Genomic DNA, 16,851 nt, shown 5'->3' on the forward strand with positions numbered 1-16,851 from the left:
TAATCTATACTCTGCGACCACGAAATTCGCAATCGGAATCTGAACCCGATGACTCGACTCCGCCGCTGGCTGCGCTGGATCTTCTTGATTGTCCTGGTCCTGGCGCTGATCGGCGCGGCCGCCGTGGGCGGTCTGTACTACGCCGTTTCCTCCAAGCTTCCCGACGTGCAGACCCTGCGCGACGTGGAAATGCAGGAGCCGATGTACGTCTATGCTGCCGATGGCAAGCTGATGGCTGTGTTCGGCGAGACCCGGCGGACCCCGATCACCATGAAGGACGTGCCGGAGAAGCTGAAGCAGGCCTTCCTGGCGACCGAGGACGCCCGCTTCTACGAGCACGGCGGCGTGGACTACATGGGCATCGGCCGGGCGGTCTGGCTGCTGGCCACCACCAGCGACAAGCGCGTGCCGGGTGGCTCCACCATCACCCAGCAGGTGGCCCGCCAGTTCTTCCTCAGCTCCGAGTACAGCTACACCCGCAAGCTGGCCGAGATCCTGCTGGCGCGCAAGATCGAGTCCGAGCTGAGCAAGGACGAGATCTTCGAGCTGTACCTGAACAAGAGTTTCTTCGGCAACCGCGCCTACGGCGTGGCCGCTGCCGCCGAGTTCTATTACGGCAAGAAACTGAACGAGCTGGACCTGGATGAGATGGCCTCGCTGGCCGGCATCCCCAAGTTCCCCTCGTCGGGCAACCCGATCTCCAACCCGGAGCGTGCCCGCCAGCGCCGCGACAACTACGTGCTGCAGCGCATGGCCGACCTGAAGTTCGTCAGCCAGGCCGAGGCCGACGCGGCCAAGGCCGTGCCGATGCACGCCACCGCGCATGAGCCGCCGGTGCAGGTCGATGCCCCGTACGTGGCCGAGCTGGTGCGCCAGGAGATGATCGCCCGCTTCGGCGGCGACGTGGTCAACAAGGGCTATCACGTCACCACTACCATCGACTCCACCCTGCAGACCGCCGCGAACCAGTCGGTGCGCGACGGCCTGCTGCTGTACGACCACCGCCACGGCTGGCACGGCGTGGAGAAGCAGGTGCAGGTGGGTGCCGGCGAAGACGCCGCCGCCCTGGCCGAGCACCTGCGCGGCATGTACGGCCAGGCCGGCCTGCTGCCGGCGATCGTCGCCAGCACCGGCGCCGACGGCAGCGCCACCGTGGTGCTGGCCAACCGCAGCGAGATCGTGCTGCCGGCCGGTGCCGCCAAGTGGACCAACAAGACCCCGGGCAAGCTGGTGCAGCGCGGCGACATCGTGCGCGTGCGCGCCGGTGCCAAGGAAGGTGAGTGGCTGCTGGACCAGATCCCGCGCGGCCAGTCCGCGCTGGTCTCGCTGGATGCCCACAGCGGCGCGCTGAAGGCGCTGGTGGGTGGCTTCAGCTTCTCCGGCAACAAGTTCAACCGCGCCACCCAGGCCCGTCGCCAGCCGGGTTCGAGCTTCAAGCCGTTCGTCTACGCAGCCGCCTTCGACAAGGGCTACAACCCGGCCTCGATCGTGCTCGACGCCCCGGTCGTGTTCCGCGATCGCCGCGGCAAGACCTGGGCCCCGCAGAACGACGGCGGCGGCTTCCGCGGCCCGATGCGTCTGCGCGAAGCGCTGGTGCAGTCACGCAACCTGGTGTCGGTGCGCCTGCTCGATGGCATGGGCGTGGACTACGCACGCAAGTACATCAGCGAGTTTGGCTTTGCCGAATCGGAGCTGCCGCCGAACCTGTCGATGTCGCTGGGCACCGCCTCGCTGACCCCGCTGTCGGTGGCGCGCGGCTACGCCGTGTTCGCCAACGGCGGCTCGCGCGTGGACACCTGGCTGATCGACCAGGTCAATGACCGCGACGGCAACCTGGTGTTCAAGGAAAACCCGGCGCTGGCCTGCCGCGACTGCGCCGGCAGCAGTGACCAGCCGGTCAACCAGGTGGTGGACGGCTTCAACTTCGGCGCTCCGGCCCCGAAGGTGGACCCGGCCGCCGCCAAGGCCGAAGCCAAGGTCGAAACCCCGGCGGCACCGGCCAACCCGGATGCCCGCACTGCCCCGCGCGCGATCGACGCCCGCACCGCCTACCAGCTGGTATCGATGATGCGCGACGTGGTCCAGCGCGGTACCGGCGTCCAGGCCAAGGTGCTCGGCCGCGAGGACGTGGGCGGCAAGACCGGCTCCACCAACGACCACCGCGACGCCTGGTTCTCCGGCTTCGGTGGCCCGTACGTGACCACCGTGTGGGTGGGCCGCGACGACTTCCGTTCGCTGGGTTACCGCGAATACGGTGGCAAGGCCGCCCTGCCGATCTGGATCGACTACATGCGCACCGCGCTGAAGGACACCCCGATCGCGCAGAACGACCCGCCCAGCGGCATGGTCCAGGCCACCCTCAACGGCGCGACCGAGTGGGTGAAGGTGGAAGACATGGACCGCCTGACCGACTACGACCTGAACCTCAATACGCCGCAGGCCGACGCCGCCGCGTTCGACATCTTCTGAGGAAGGTTCTGGTGGGTGCCAACCATGGGTTGATACCGATGCGGCTCTGGTAGAGGCCAACCTTGGTTGGCGCCCCGTGCCGACCAAGGTCGGCACCTACCAGAGCGTTGGTGGGTGCCAACCGTTGGTTGGTACCGATGCTGCTCCGGTAGACGCCAACCTTGGTTGGCGCCCCGTGCCGACCAAGGTCGGCACCTACCAGAGCGGTTGCCTCCGCCATACCCACGCGGATGTCACATCCGTGCGCTAGTCTGTAGCCAGGTCGCAACAGGAGTCATCGCATGCATCGCGCCCGTCAGCATGCTGCCAGCCAGACCCGCGAGCGGCGCCACCGCCTCGCCCACGAAGCCGCCCGCCTGATGGCCGAAGGCGGCATCCGCGACTACCACCAGGCCAAGTTGAAGGCCGCCAGCCGTCTCGGCATCCACGACGATGCCTCCCTGCCCCGCAATACCGAGATCGAAGACGCCCTGCGCGAGTACCAGCGGCTGTTCTCCGGGCCCCAGCATGGCAATGAGCTGCAGCGCCGCCGCGAGGCTGCCATGCGTGCGCTGGAGTTCCTGCACGGCTTCGCCCCTCGCCTGGCCGGCCCGGTGCTGGAGGGCACCGCCGATGCCAACAGCCCCGTACAGCTGCACCTGCACAGTGACGACCCGGAAGCCGTGCACCGCTTCCTGGACGAGCACGGCATTCCCGCCGAATCGCGGACGCGTCGACTGCGGATGGACCGCGAACGGAGCCTGGACGTGCCGGTGTGGGTGTTCAGCGCCGAAGAGCTGACCTTCGACCTGGCCGTGCTGCCGTATGACGCCCTGCGCCAGGCGCCCTTGTCGCCGGTGGACGAGAAGCCGATGCGACGCGCGTCTGTCGCACAGTTGCGGCAGCTGCTGGCCGAGGCGGAGATCACCGCGTATATCGGCGGGTAGCGGTAGCTCCGGCCTTGGTGGGTGCGGACCGTTGGTCCGCACGATGCATCGGGCATGCGGACACCTGGCCCAAGAGCAGCCGAGCATGGCTCGGCTCTACAGAAGACGCGCTGCCTGCTTCCTTCTTCTGGTGGGTGCGGACCGTTGGTCCGCACGATGCATCAGGGCATCCGGACACCTCGCCCAAGAGCAGCCGAGCATGGCTCGGCTCTACAGAAGGCGCGCTGCCCTACCAGACATCATGGTGCTGCTCCTCCGTCTCATCGCCAAGCAGGCGCATCAGCCACGGTGCTCCCACCCGCTGCGGGTACGCCATCATCATCCGCGCGTGCATGTTCTGCAGATCGCCCAGCAACCAGGTCTGGTTGTAGACATCGCCGAACGGGTCCGACCACGCCGTCTGTATCCGCGCGCGCTCACCGCCGTTGAGGTTGGGCATCCTGTCCAACGGCACCTCCAGCACCGGCTCCAGCCCCCGGTTGATGGCCGCGTTCTCCGCCTCCGCCGCACGCATGAGCTCCAGCCGGTGGCTCACCTGCCAGCATGGGAAGGGGAAGCAGCTGCCCGTGGCTTCGATGTATGCCGCCATGTCGGCCAGCATGTGGGCTTTCAGCTGCCACACCCTCTCACTGTCCAGCAGTTGTCGCACCCGCAGGGTGCGCAGCGTTCCCGCGCGGACGTCTTCCGGCGTGGTGAACGGCTCGCCCGGTGTCGGGCCGCCATGCCGCACCAGCACGATGCGATGGATCGCCTCCTGGGTGATGTTCTCCACGCGCACCGCGGCGGCCTCCGGATGCACGCGCGGTGGCGGCACGCTCGCCACCCGCCAGTGGTACCAGAGCACCAGCACCATGCCCACCAGGCACAACAAGGTGAACTGCACCCAGCGATCCAGATTGCGGGTGTAGTAGTAGAAACGCGCCCGCCACAGATAGAACGTGCGGTAGCTGATGAATCGGCTTACCCATCGATACATTGCCATCTCCTCGGCAAGGACCCCGGCGCGGCGGGGTTCATTACGCGCACCACGCCGGGGCTGCACGGCTTACCAGCCGATGCCCACGCCGACGCCCATGCTGCGCTCACCGCTGTTGGTGAACGCACCATTGAGGCTGAAGGTGGCCGAACCCTTCTCGTTCAGCACGCGCTGGTAGCCCACCGCCATCGCCGACTCACCCTCGCTGTAACCCACGCCCGCACCCAGGCGGTTGTAGGTGGCCAGGCCGGCGGTATTCATCGCCATCGCACTCTGTGCGCTGCTCATCGCCGCCATGCGGTTGAAGCGCTTGTCCATCTTGTCCAGGCGGCGTTCGAAGGTGCTGATCGCACCATCGGTGTACTCGTTGGCACGGGCCAGCATCTTCTCCAGGTCGGCGGTGTCGACCTGCGGCTTGGGCGTGTCGTCCTGCTTCCGCTTCGGCTGCGGGGCCGGCTTGCCACCTTCACCGGTTGAGGCGATCTGCGGCGAGCCGCTGGTTTCCGGCGCCGGCGCGGTCTCTTCGGTGGACGGCGAAGGCGTGAACGCCGTCGACATGGCGCGGGCCTGCGGATGATCGTCGATACGCTGCTCCAGCCCATCCATGCGGCCGTTGATCTGCTGCTGCATCGAATGCAGCTGGCCACCATTGACCGCATCGCGGCTGCCGGCCGCGATCAGGCCGTTGGCCACGTTGGAGATGACCATACCGTTGGCACCGGCCAGGGTGAGCTGGTGGGTGCCGTCTGCGCGCACCGACGGAGTTTCCTGGAACACGGAGCGGAGCTGTGATTCGACCTGGTTCACGCGCGAGGTGGTGCTGACGACTGCGCGGTCGAGCGCCATCAGCGCATCCTCGACAGTGTTCTGCGTTCCGCTCTGCACTGAATAAATAGGGGCAATGATGTTGCCGTTGGCATCCATGCCTGCGCCTCCGCCGAGCGTGGCGAGGGAATCCTTGAGCTGGGAGACGGTGGTGGCGTTGTGGTCGGCGGTGCCCCGAGCAACGTTGGTGAGCCGGCGCTTAACCTCGTCACTGCCAAACGAGGCGGTATGGGCCTCATCGGCTACAGATGACGCTCCGATAGCCAATGCACTAGTGGCACCCTTCTGAACAATGCTATTCGCCCCGATCGAGACACCACCAGCCTCCTGCACCGAAGCGAGAACGCCAAGAGCGAACCCATTGTCAGCTAGCTCATCCACGCGAGCAGCCCTGCCCAAAGCAACAGAATTCTTGCCACGAGCAGAAGAGAAGCCACCTACGGCGACAGCACCCTCACTTGAAACTGATGCCTCGGCGGAATCACCAATAGCAACGGCGATCAAACCTGCTTTCGCCGCACCTTCAGGCCCGCCCTTCCCGCTCGAAAAATAGCGCGAACTCTCAGCAACTTCCTCAATTCGTCTAACAGCTTCCTCTGCAGTGTTCCTCGCCCCTTGCGCAGACTGCTCAACCGCATGCAGCTGCCCGCCATTGACTGCATCGGCACTACCAACGTCCAGCAGACCATCCGCCACACCACTGATCTTCCGGTTGGCATTGGCGCTGTTGCGTACGTCCAACGTCGTACCGCTGTTCTTCTCTCCCAAACGCACATCGCCAGACGCCGAAACCTGCGCCACCAGCCCGCTCAGCGACGCTGTTTCGGCCAGCGCCTTGGTCGCATCCGTCTTTGCCAGGGTCGCGTCCGCTGCCGCAGAGGTGGCCATGCCTTCCACAGCCCCCACCTTCTCATTGGTGGCATTGAGCTGCCTGCCGTTGACGACCTCGTAGCTGCTGGCGCTGACCACGCCATCGGCCACACCGGTCAGCTTACGGTTCGCATTTGCGCTATTGCGCACATCCACTACGGTGCCGCTGTTCTTTTCACCCAGGCGGACAATCCCTGTGGCCGAAACCTGCCCGACCAGCCCACCCAATACGGTAGCTTCAGCCAAGGCCTTGGTGGCATCAACCTGTGCGGCATTGGCCGTTGCCTGCGCGCCGTTCGCAGCATTCTGTGCAGTCGTTACCCGGCCGTTGGTTTCATTCAACTGCTTGCCCGTAATGGCCTCGGTACTGCTGCTGCTGACAGCGCCATCCGCAAGGTTGACGATCTTGCGCTTGATACTGGAGCTGCCGACCGAGACCTGATTGATGCCGGTGGTCTGGGAGCCGTTGCCCAGAGCGACACTTCCCGTGTGCGATGCCAGGGCGCGGTCGCCCAACGCAACGGCACTTTCGGCACCCGCCTTTGCAAGATTGCCAAGCGCCGTCGAATACAAGGCCGATGCGGCGGCCTCCCGGCCAATGGCGACGGCCTGATTGCCGCTCGCATCTGCCTTGTAGCCCAGCGCGGCGGCATGGGTCGCCGCGGCCGTCGCATCATTGCCTACGGCCACGGCGCGATCACCCACTGCCGAAGCACGCAGGCCTGCCGCCACCGCGCCATTGCCACCGCGCGTTGCAGCACCGAGAGCAACTGCACCGGTGGCAGCGCTCTTGTCGCCGTTGGCGTCGACACCGGCCCGAGCATCTGCACCAACTGCGATGCTGTTGGTGTTGTAGGCCTTCGCCGAGCGCCCCATCGCTACGCTGGCGGTGCTTCCGCTCCCTTCCGCCTCTGCCGCCAGCCCGATAGCCGGGGCGGATGCGTTCAGGCGCGCGGCTGCCGCGTCTGCGACGCGCTGTGCATCTGCCAGCTTGGTGTTGGTGGCATTCAACTGCTTGCCTGACACAGCATCGGTGCTGGACGTACTCAGCGTGGCATCCGCCACGCCCGTGATCTTGCGATTGGCGCTGGCACTGTTGCGGACGTCCAGTGCGGTGCCGCTGTTGCTTGCGCCTATACGGATATTTCCCGAAGCAGACGTCTGGCTCAGAAGGCCGGAGAGCGTATTGGCCTTTGCCAGCGCACTGTCGGCATTGGTCTTGGCGGAGTCGGCGACGGACCGTGCGGCCGTTACATTGGTGTTGGTGGCATTGAGCTGCTTGCCAGACACAGCATCCGTACTCGTCGTGCTTAGCGTGGCATCCGCCACGCCCGTGATCCTGCGATTGGCGCTGGCGCTGTTGCGGACGTCCAGCACGGTTCCGCTGTTACTTGCACCTAGGCGAACGTTCCCCGAGGCAGACGTCTGGCTCAGGAGGCCGGAAAGCACATTGGCTTTCGACAAGGCATTGTCCGCATTGAACTTCGCCGTATCGGCAACAGTCCTGGCCGCCCTGGCGGTAGAGTAAGCCGAATCCGCTGTGCTTCGCGCCGATGCTACATTCTGATTGGTTTCATACAGCTGACCACCGGTGACCGCGTCCGCACTACCGTAGGAAATGTTGCCTGATGCGACATTCACGATCCTTCGTTTAATGCTGTTGCTTCCCACCGATACTGTGTTGCTTCCGTTGGCTACCGAGTTGGCACCAATGGCCACCGCATTCGATGCGGTGGCCGAGGCGCCGCTTCCAAGGGCGACAGCATTCTCGGCGCGAGCCGTTGAGCTGTTCCCCAAAGCGGTTGCGCCAATGTAATCGGCAAACGCTCTCGTCCCGATGGCAATGCTGTGACCACCATTTGCGCCAGTACGCGACATATAGCCGATGGCGACGCTGTCGACGTCGGAGGTTGTAGAGTGGTAGCCGAACGCGACACTGTTACGCTTCTCGACTCGCGCACCTTGACCGAACGCGAACGAGTAACTTCCGTACATTCTGGACCCCGCACCGATCGCCATCGAGTTCGTCACATCCAAACCCATGTCAGCATAGCCTGTCGACATGCGAGGGTCCCACGAACCTATGAATGGAATGCAATGCCGGATGTTCCCGTTGTCACCCGAACAACCGACATCGAGACCCGCATTCGCGCTGCCCGCCGCACCGGCCAGTGCGATGAAGACAATCAGTGCGGTCCCGCGACGATGAATCAAGGCGCTTCGTGGCTTTCCACGCGCTGCTACCAGCTCGCCCACGACCACCCAGCACTGCTTGGCGGCACTCCAGATACGACGATAGATGTGGTTCATGCTCTCTCCCTTAACAGGACATCGAAAATGAGGCCCCGCAAATAGCGCGGGGCCAGAACGTTCAGGCGCTCGGCGCCAGGGTGGTTGTGTGCTCGCGGTAGCCGTCCTTGGACAGGCGGTAATGCAGCTGCACGGTGTTGCCCGGCTGAGGCTGGAACGGCAGCTTCAGCTCCGCGTCCGGGTACAGGCTTTTGGCAAAGTCGTGGGTCGTGCAGGCACCACTGGCGCTGCACTCGGCCAGCCCTGTGATGCCGACCCGCAAAGTCCCCACGTTGCGCAGGGTGTCGCCCTGCAGTTGCAGATCCACGCTGCCGTTGGTGGGCAGCACGTTCACCAGCGCACCCCAGACCAGGCTGACGCCGACGTTGGCCTGTGCCGCCTGCTCGTCACCCTCAAGCAGGGTCCCGTCCGGTCCCCTGACACCCTCGAAGTAGACGCGGTAGGCCACTTCCTTCTCCACGCTGCGCAGTGGAATGACCCGGATCAGGCGATTGCCTCCGCCAGTCAGTGCGAACTTCCCAGGGGTGACGGCGACCGCGGCGTCGGCCGCCTCCATTTCCACCTCTTCCTCGCCAACCTGCGCAGGATTCGCGATGCGCAACAGGCGTGCCTGCACGTACTGCGGCTGGGTGGAGTGCGAGTAGACGCGGATCTGCGTACCGCGCTTGCCATCGACGGCCGCGCGCATCGGATGGATGGAGAGGTTGGCATGCGCCGGCGGGGCCAGCAGCGCGCTCAGCGGCAACAGACAGAACAGCAGCTTCTTCATGATGAGGCTCCGTGGGGATCAGGGTTTGGCAGTCGGCACGCGCAGCTCTACCGTCAGCTCGCCGTCGTAGAGACCGGGCCGCTTGCTGGCGATGGGCGTAGGCGGCGTTTCCAGCACCAGCGGCGTGGGCACGCAGTACACGGGTTGATTGATGCCCGGCAGCATCACCAGGCGCAGCTGCGCGCTGTCGATGCCGCGCAGCAGCTGTTCCTCGCCGTGTTTCATGGCCAGCAGGTTTCCGCCGTATTTCAGGCCAACCTGGTAGTCCAGGCGCTGGGTGTCATCGCTGCCGCCATCCCCGTGCCAGACCGCATAGTCACGCCCTGGTGGTGGCCGTGGACCGCTGTCGCGCACGGTGACGCCAAGGAACTCGCTCTGCGAGCCCACGCCGTCGTACAGGCACATGTCCACTTCCTTGTAGCCGCCGACCATCTTGCGGATGGGGTCGTAGCGCAGGTCCATGTTGACCAGCGGTGCGATGCCGTCGAAGCCCGGGAAGTAGATCGAGATCGCGTCGTAGTCGGTGACGGTGAAGTCGAAGTTGAAGGTGGCTGTGGCGACGGGTGCTGCGGCGGGGTCGGCCTTGATTTTTAGGCGCATTGTGGCTCTCCAGTGACCAGCGACGAGACGCGTCAGCTCGGATGATGGAAATACGAGCTGGGAACCTGTACCGATTGGCTGATCGCTACCACAGGTGTAATAGAACGCTTCATGGAGCGCCCGCTGATTTCTGTCCCAATAATCTGGGTTACAACTCCAATCACTCAGGACTCTCTGAAGGCTCCCGAGCACCCGAAGCTCCGTGCGCAGGCCTGTCCGGCTCTCCACAAGCCGCAGGACAATTTCGGACGGTCCGCTAACTATCGATGAATCTCCTTCCGTCGCGCATCGCCCAAACTCACTATCAGAAGCAGACCCACAAACTACGTGGATCTGCCCATACTTCATCGCCAGATCATGACTGAACCCCAGCACCGTCCGCGGCGCCCACAGCTCCACATCACCCGGCACCGCCGAGCGATCCCAGCTCATCACGATGTCCCGGCTCTGGTCCGTCGGATGCGTCTCCGGCGGCCACTGCGCCCACGCCCGTGGCATCACCAGAACCAGCGCACACACCAGCATCAACACACACATCCAACGCCGGCTCATGGCGCACCTCCTGCAGCAGCGGTCTGGGGCGTGGCGGCAATCAACGCGCGTTCCTGCAGCAGGCGGGTCACGCGGGCCTGCTGGCGGATCTCGGGCGGCAGCTGGGCCACGGCCAGCGGCTCGCAGTGCACGGCGCCGACCAGCAGCACCACCTGGCGGCGCTCGCGCACCTGCAGCGGGCAGTGCAGCAGGCGGTCGTCCTGCAGCAGGTACAGCGTTGTTTCGCGACGCGGGAAATCGGCAACGAAGCTGCCGTTGGCGCTGGTGCCGGGCACCGGCGCGTTGAGGATGCGGGCGCCGCCCAGCGGCGACCCCGCAAGGTCCTTGGCATTGCCAATGAAGGTGTAGGTCACTTCGATCGGCACCGGCATGCGCATCAGCTTGCCGGGGGTGAGGAACATCGGCCGTGCACCGCCCACGCCGGTTACGCGGATCGCGGCGATGCTGTCCAGCGTGCTGGCGTCCTGCACTTCGGCGCGCTGCGACTGATAGGCCTGCAGCGGCAGCAGCCGGCGCTCGCCGATCTGCAGACGCTGTCGGCGCAGTCCCCCCACCTGCAATTCCGCGGCCACGCCATGCAGGTCGGCATCGTCGAAACCGTCCACCTGCACGGCCAGGCCGGCCTCGGCGCCGTTGGCACCGCTCCAGTAGAAACCACGACGGCCCAGTGCGAAGCCGGAGCTGTGGCTGCCGCTGTAGCCGGTCTCGCCACGCCCGCGCTGCTGATAGTGCGCGATGCTGGCGGCGGTGTTGCCGATGCCGTTCTGCAGCTGGCCACTCAGTGACGCGCTGTAGCGATCGTTGTTGTTGACGCGCAGTTCGGCGTTCAGCTCCCGATAGTGCGTGTCCCGGTCTTGGCGCAGGCTCTGGCCCACGCTGTAGTCGATGGCCGGGCGCTGATGCTGCGGCTGGCGCACGTCCACCGCGTAGCGGCGCTGGCCGCTGCTGTCATGGTTACGCTGCAGGCGGGTCAGGCTGAGGTTGAAGTAGATGCCACGGTCACGCTCGTTGCTGCCGCGCACGCTGTCGGTGCTGCGCTGCTGCCATAGCCCCACGCGCGTGGACACGCTGAAGTCCTGCCAGCGGTGGCTGCGGCTGAAGCTGGCCTGCCAGGTCCGGCTGAGCACGGGCTCGCGGCGCGGCTCCAGCGGACCGGGCGGCAGCAAGGGATCCAGCCCGAACAACGGGTCCTGCTCGAATTCAGGCCGATGCCAGCCGGTGCGCCAGGTCTGGCGCCGGGTGTAGCCCACGTAGACGTTGCCGCCGGCCAGCGGCAGCGATACCGAGCCGCTGAGTGAGTTGGTGCAGCCCAGCTGGTCGCGTGCATCGGCCTCGAACTGGCAGGCCTTGCCGCGCATGCGCTGCTGGTAAAGATTCCACGACGCCTTGCGCCGGTATGACAGCTGGTGCTGCTGACCATTGCTGCCATCGCTTCCACGCATGCCGCTGAGCGAGGCGCGCATTTCCTGGGTGGCCAGCACGCGGCGCAGGTCCAGGCGCAGCTCGCCGTAGCTGTGGCCGCCGAGGTTGGCGGCGCCCGCGGTAAGTGCGGCATCGCGGCCCAGCGGCACGCGCACGCCGGCCATTGCCACGCTTTCTCCATCGAAACGGTCGCTACGGCGCTCGTTGCGACGGCCGCCCTGCACGAACCACTGCCACTGGCTGTTGGTCCAGTCGCCGCCTTTGTCGAACGGCGCCTCCTCGGTGCGCACCAGCACACCGTCCTCGTAGATGCGCATGCGCACCAGGTAGTTGCCGAAGGGGAAATTGCGGGTGTCGATCTGGTTGATGCCGGCCTGCAGGTAGAAGGTCTGCAGCAGGCGCTCGCCGTCGAAGACATCGACGCGGGCATCGCGCGCCAGCAGCACGGTCAGCGGCGTCGCCTGCACGGCGGCGTCGGTGTCCACGTAGGCCTGGGTGGTGCCCACGCGCGCGCCCTGGAAACGGTCCAGCGGCAGCATGCTGAAACTGAAGGTGCCGCCCTGCGGGCTGGACAGGTTGCGGCGGTCCATGCGCCCGGCCTGCAGGTAATGCGCCTGGCCCAGGTCATGGCGGTAATAGACGTTGTCGAACTGGAAGTCGTCGTTGCTGCCACGGCTGCGGTAGCGCTGCTGGGTGTAGTACCAGTCGGCGGACAGGTGGCCGCGATCAAACAGGCCCAGCGTGCCCACGCCGCGCGCGGACAGTGCCTGATAATCGCGACCACCGCTCACATTAAGCGTCTGCTGGTGCAGGAAGGCGTTCTCGGCGTTGGACGTGACCGTGTGGTAACGCTCCGCTGCCGGCTCGCCGGGAATCCACTGACGCGCCACGAACAGGCGCACCGCGCCCTCGCCTTCGTCGTACAGCGCGCGCGCCGCGGTGGGCTCTTCGGGCGGGTCCAGATAGCCGCACCCCGCCGTGGCGCCACCAAAACGGCAGGCCAGGTGGCTGTTGCGCGGCAACGGCTGCGACAGCCCCGGTAGCAACGCAGCCTGTGCTTCGGCAGGCAGGGCCAGCGCCTGCAGCACGCGCGCGGGGTCTTCCAGCTGCACGTGTTCCAGCGTCACGCGTACCGGCGACAGCCCGGCCGAGCGGCCGAACAGCTGGATGTCGAGTTGTTCGGTCTGGCCTTCGACCAGATCCTCGAAGCCGGCGGGGACGCCGTGGGCCGCTACCGAGGGAGCAGCCAGTGCCAGGGCGAGCGCGACCGCCAACCGGGTAACGGCGGGGGCGTGTGGGGTCATTGGGGGTACCGCTGGAGTAGCGGCCGGCCCGGGGTGCGGGCCGGCGCGGGAAGCCGTGGATCAGGGCTTCTGGTTCATGACGATGTAGACCATGCCTTCGTAGCGGCCGTTGACCGTAAGCGGGCCACCGGCACCCGCCTGGGCGATGGTCAGGGGCATCGAGATGGAGGCACCCGGCGTCGAGCTGGCGCCGTTGAACAGGTCAGCCGCCTTGAACTCGGTGACCGCAGTGGTCAGCGCGTCGGTGTTCAGGCTGACGGCCAGCGGCACGCGCGTGGCGCCATTGAGCAGCACCGGATCGTGGCCGAGGCGCACCTCGATGTCCGCGGTTTCGTCATTGGAATGGATACGCACCTGCTGCGTCGACGGCAGCAGGCCACGCAGCGGATCGTGGGTCAGCTGCACGGTGTCCGGCAGCGGGGTGCCATCGTCGCGCAGCAGCGCCAGGGTCGGGTCGACGTCGGCGTAGACGGTGATCTTGGTTTCCAGCGCGTGCGCGGACAGCGAAGCAGTAGCCAGCGCTGCAGCGAGCGCGGCCTTCTTGATAATGGCGTGCATGGTTGTCTCTCTCGGACAAGGGGGAATTTGAAAGCTCCCCTCCCCAAGGAGAAAAGGGAGGGAAGCGCCGCCCGCGGGGATGGGTGCGGGCGACGGAGAGAATGTTAGAAATCCATTGCCATGCAGGCCATTCAAGCATTCCTAAAACGTTGAACGTTAAGGAGAATTTTTGAAGGCGCTCTATGTTTGAGGGTTATGCAATTTCCCTCACTGTTTGAATGCAATAAACCTCATTGCATTGCGTTTGTAGAGTCGGGCATGGCTCGACTCTACTGTGGGGCATCCACGCGTGGCGTGGATCTGCGGGATGGCATCAGGCCGCCTTTCGGCGGCCTGATGACACGGCGCGGTGGTGCGCGATCAGAAGAAGATCGCGTACAGGATCAGCAGCGGAATCGGCACGCCCAGCAACCAGAGCAGAATCATCTTCATGGCAGGTCTCCTTGCATGGAAGGGTGGATTACAGGTCGCGGCGGCGGCCGCCCCAGGTGGCGCTGAGGCTGGCGAAGAACGCGCCGATCAGCAGGGTGATGAAGAGCCACAATGCGGCGTAGGCGGTCGCCTTCCGCGCATCGTCGGCAGCCTGCTTGGCGGTATTCCTGGCCTTCTCCAGCGCTGCACGCATGCGCGTCTGCACATCGGTCACGCGGGCCTGCGCTTCAGCCGGGCTCATCCCGGTATCGCGCGCGATCAGCTGTGACAGGTACTGGGTATCGGCCGGATCCAAGCCTTCCCCCTGCAGGCTGTTGACGATGATGCGGTTCACTTCGGCACGCACTTCGCGGCGATCGCCGATCGGACCGTTGCCCGGCGCCGGTCGCGGCGGCGGGGCCATGCGCGCGTCGCGCGGACCGGCGCCCGCTGCCGGCGGTGGCGCGGCATCCGGGTCCATCGGTGCGCCCGGCGGCGGCGCTGCGGGATCGGCCGGCCCTGCGTGGGTCGTGCTGCGGAACAGCGCATCCACCCAATAGTCGAGGTCGCCTTCCGGTGCAGCCGCCACAGCGCCGCTGGCACCGGCTGCAGCCACGCCGACGGTGGACGCAGCGGCACCGGCAGTGGCGCCGGCCACCTTTGCGCCCGCACCCAGCACGCCACCGATGGCCGACGTCAGCAGGCCCGCGGTCAGCAGCGTGGCCACCGCCCACGACACGAAGCCGTGCGCGGTGTCGCGGAAGTAGGTTTCGTCGCCGTGGATCTGCGTCCACTTGGTGCGCAGGCGACCCGCCAGATAGCCCCCCAGGCCGGAAGCGGCCAGCGCGGTGAAGGTGAGCCAGGCGATGCTGGACCAGCCGAAGGTTTCCTTGCTGACGCCTTCGAACGACCAGGGCGACACCGACGACAACCCCAGGCCCACGCCGAGGATCAGCAGGATGAGAGAGAGCGCAGCGGCGGCGGCGGCGCCAGCGAAGATGGCTCCCCACGACACCGCGCTTTCGCTGGCGGGCGGAACGATGGGGGCAGTGACGACAGCGGCGACGTCAGCGCCGAGCGGGCCGCGCTCGGGTGGGTCGAATCGGGTACTCATCGGGATGGACGCTCCATTTCAGGTGCTGCGAATGCAGCTGGCGTCCTGAGGCTGCGCGAGCGCTTGTGAAGCTGGTGAGACCCCTGAATCACGCGGTCTTGGCGCGTTGAAGAGCGTGCCAACCAAGGTTGGCACCTACCAAAGGCGGGAACGCGGTAAATCCATGCCACGCGTGGATGGGGGAGCGTGCCAACCAAGGTTGGCACCTACCAAGGCGGGAACGCGGTAAATCCATGCCACGCGTGGATGGGGAGCGTGCCAACCAAGGGCGGGAACAAGTGGATCCACGCCATGCGTGGATGGTTTTTCGCGAGTGTCGAAAGCGTGCCAACCTTGGTTGGCACCCACCAGGGCGGCAGAAAAAAAAACGCCCCGCGCATGCGGGGCGTTCTCGGCACAACCTACGCGGGGCGATCAGCCCTGGTAGTCGCGCACGTCGCTGCCGGTGTAGACCTGGCGCGGACGGCCGATCTTCATTTCCGGATCGACCTGCTGTTCCAGCCAATGCGAGACCCAGCCGGAGGTACGGCCCAGGGCGAACATGACGGTGAACATTTCGGTCGGGATCTGCAGCGCCTTGTAGATGATGCCGCTGTAGAAATCGACGTTCGGGTACAGCTTGCGCGCGACGAAGTACTCGTCCTGCAGCGCGGCCTGTTCCAGCTTCACGGCCACGTCCAGCAGCGGATCCTGCACGCCCAGCTGCTTGAGCACCTTGCTGGTCATCTCGCCGATGACCTTGGCGCGCGGATCGAAATTCTTGTAGACGCGGTGGCCGAAGCCCATCAGGCGGAAGCCGGAGGTCTTGTCCTTGGCCTTGACCACGGCGGACTCGACGTTGTCGGCGCTGCCGATCTCTTCCAGCATCTTCAGCACGGCTTCGTTGGCACCGCCGTGGGCCGGACCCCACAGCGCGGTGACGCCAGCGGCGACCGACGCGTACGGGTTGGCACCGGTCGAACCGACCAGGCGCACGGTCGAGGTCGAGGCGTTCTGCTCGTGGTCGGCGTGCAGGATGAACAGCAGGTCCAGCGCCTTGACCACATCCGGGTTCAGATCGTACTGGCCGTCAGCCGACTCGAAGGTCTGCTTCAGGAAGCGGCTGACGTAGTCCAGCGACGTGTCCGGCTTGTTGGCCGGCAGGCCCTTGCCATGGCGGTAGATCAGCGCCGACAGGGTCGGCACCTTGGCGATCAGGCGCACGGCGGCCTGGCGGCGCTGTTCGGCGTCGGACAGGTCCAGCGCATCGTGGTAGATGGCCGACAGCTGCGCGATCGCAGCAGCCAGAATGGCCATCGGGTGGGCGTCCTTGGCGAAGCTGCCGATCAGGGTGTTGATCGAGTCGTCGACATTGGCTTCGGCAGTCAGCTCATCGGTGAAGGCCTTCAGCTGCTCGGCGCTCGGGCGCTCGCCGTTGATCAGCAGGTAGGCCACTTCGACGTAGCTCGACTTTTCCGACAGCTGCTCGATCGGGTAGCCGCGATACAGCAGCACGCCCTTGTCGCCGTCGATGTAAGTGATGGCGGACTTGCAGCTGGCCGTCGCGGTGAAGCCGGAATCGTAGGTGAAAAACCCCGTTTCCTTGGTCAGCTTCGCGATGTCGACGCAGTCGTTGCCGAGGGTGGGTTTGATGACGGGCAGAACGACGGACTTATCGCCGGCGTTGAGCGTGACCTGATCAAGATCGGACACTGTGTGCGCTCCTTCATGGGAAGGCGCCTGCCCAAGCGCATTGGTCAGGCACG

10 protein-coding genes are annotated in these 16,851 nt (G+C 65.7%); 2 read left to right on the forward strand and 8 right to left on the reverse strand.

Annotation, left to right across the window (positions count from 1 at the left end):
- Window positions 1-48: 48 nt before the first annotated feature.
- Window positions 49-2,469, forward strand: coding sequence for a penicillin-binding protein 1A (locus AC5P5W_RS16110; protein WP_046432301.1), 2,421 nt, complete (start codon window positions 49-51; stop codon window positions 2,467-2,469).
- Window positions 2,470-2,750: 281 nt separating this feature from the next.
- Window positions 2,751-3,395 carry a hypothetical protein gene (locus tag AC5P5W_RS16115; RefSeq protein ID WP_043034094.1) on the forward strand — a complete coding sequence of 215 codons (645 nt, stop codon included), beginning with the start codon at window positions 2,751-2,753 and terminating at the stop codon, window positions 3,393-3,395.
- Between the two features lie 229 nt (window positions 3,396-3,624).
- Here the strand turns inward: AC5P5W_RS16115 and AC5P5W_RS16120 are convergent, their stop codons facing one another.
- From AC5P5W_RS16120 to AC5P5W_RS16155, 8 genes are all read right to left on the reverse strand, one after another.
- Window positions 3,625-4,371, reverse strand: coding sequence for a membrane protein (locus tag AC5P5W_RS16120; RefSeq protein ID WP_049404510.1), 747 nt, complete (start codon window positions 4,369-4,371; stop codon window positions 3,625-3,627).
- 69 nt (window positions 4,372-4,440) lie between these two features.
- Window positions 4,441-8,376: an ESPR-type extended signal peptide-containing protein gene (locus AC5P5W_RS16125; RefSeq protein WP_197575203.1), complete on the reverse strand. Its 3,936-nt coding sequence runs from the start codon at window positions 8,374-8,376 to the stop codon at window positions 4,441-4,443.
- Window positions 8,377-8,437: 61 nt separating this feature from the next.
- The gene (locus tag AC5P5W_RS16130) at window positions 8,438-9,145 is read right to left on the reverse strand and encodes a pilus assembly protein (RefSeq protein ID WP_197575204.1); all 708 of its coding nucleotides are present in this window, start codon (window positions 9,143-9,145) and stop codon (window positions 8,438-8,440) included.
- A gap of 18 nt (window positions 9,146-9,163) precedes the next feature.
- On the reverse strand, window positions 9,164-10,297 hold the full coding sequence (locus tag AC5P5W_RS16135; RefSeq protein WP_197575205.1) for a CblD like pilus biogenesis initiator family protein: 1,134 nt from the start codon (window positions 10,295-10,297) through the stop codon (window positions 9,164-9,166).
- Window positions 10,294-13,023, reverse strand: coding sequence for a TcfC E-set like domain-containing protein (locus AC5P5W_RS16140; RefSeq protein ID WP_197575206.1), 2,730 nt, complete (start codon window positions 13,021-13,023; stop codon window positions 10,294-10,296). The genes AC5P5W_RS16135 and AC5P5W_RS16140 overlap by 4 nt, the downstream gene beginning before the upstream one ends.
- A 60-nt stretch (window positions 13,024-13,083) precedes the next feature.
- Window positions 13,084-13,581 (reverse strand): CS1 type fimbrial major subunit, encoded by a 498-nt coding sequence (locus AC5P5W_RS16145; protein ID WP_046432313.1) that lies wholly within the window; start codon window positions 13,579-13,581, stop codon window positions 13,084-13,086.
- A 460-nt stretch (window positions 13,582-14,041) separates the two neighbouring features.
- A complete protein-coding gene (locus tag AC5P5W_RS16150; RefSeq protein WP_046432315.1) occupies window positions 14,042-15,106 on the reverse strand; it encodes a membrane protein in 1,065 nt (354 codons plus the stop codon).
- Window positions 15,107-15,520: 414 nt separating this feature from the next.
- Entirely contained in the window at window positions 15,521-16,798 is a 1,278-nt protein-coding gene (locus AC5P5W_RS16155) for a citrate synthase (protein ID WP_014648268.1), read from the reverse strand.
- Window positions 16,799-16,851: the final 53 nt, after the last annotated feature.

Source organism: Stenotrophomonas sp. YJH_SMC_123, from assembly GCF_059368215.1.

Bases quoted from the DNA above. Each gene is read 5' to 3' on its own strand.
- AC5P5W_RS16110 (WP_046432301.1), top strand. From the start codon at position 49: ATGACTCGACTCCGCCGCTGGCTGCGCTGGATCTTCTTGATTGTCCTG.
- AC5P5W_RS16115 (WP_043034094.1), top strand. From the start codon at position 2,751: ATGCATCGCGCCCGTCAGCATGCTGCCAGCCAGACCCGCGAGCGGCGC.
- AC5P5W_RS16120 (WP_049404510.1), bottom strand. From the start codon at position 4,371: ATGTATCGATGGGTAAGCCGATTCATCAGCTACCGCACGTTCTATCTG.
- AC5P5W_RS16125 (WP_197575203.1), bottom strand. From the start codon at position 8,376: ATGAACCACATCTATCGTCGTATCTGGAGTGCCGCCAAGCAGTGCTGG.
- AC5P5W_RS16130 (WP_197575204.1), bottom strand. From the start codon at position 9,145: ATGAAGAAGCTGCTGTTCTGTCTGTTGCCGCTGAGCGCGCTGCTGGCC.
- AC5P5W_RS16135 (WP_197575205.1), bottom strand. From the start codon at position 10,297: ATGAGCCGGCGTTGGATGTGTGTGTTGATGCTGGTGTGTGCGCTGGTT.
- AC5P5W_RS16140 (WP_197575206.1), bottom strand. From the start codon at position 13,023: ATGACCCCACACGCCCCCGCCGTTACCCGGTTGGCGGTCGCGCTCGCC.
- AC5P5W_RS16145 (WP_046432313.1), bottom strand. From the start codon at position 13,581: ATGCACGCCATTATCAAGAAGGCCGCGCTCGCTGCAGCGCTGGCTACT.
- AC5P5W_RS16150 (WP_046432315.1), bottom strand. From the start codon at position 15,106: ATGAGTACCCGATTCGACCCACCCGAGCGCGGCCCGCTCGGCGCTGAC.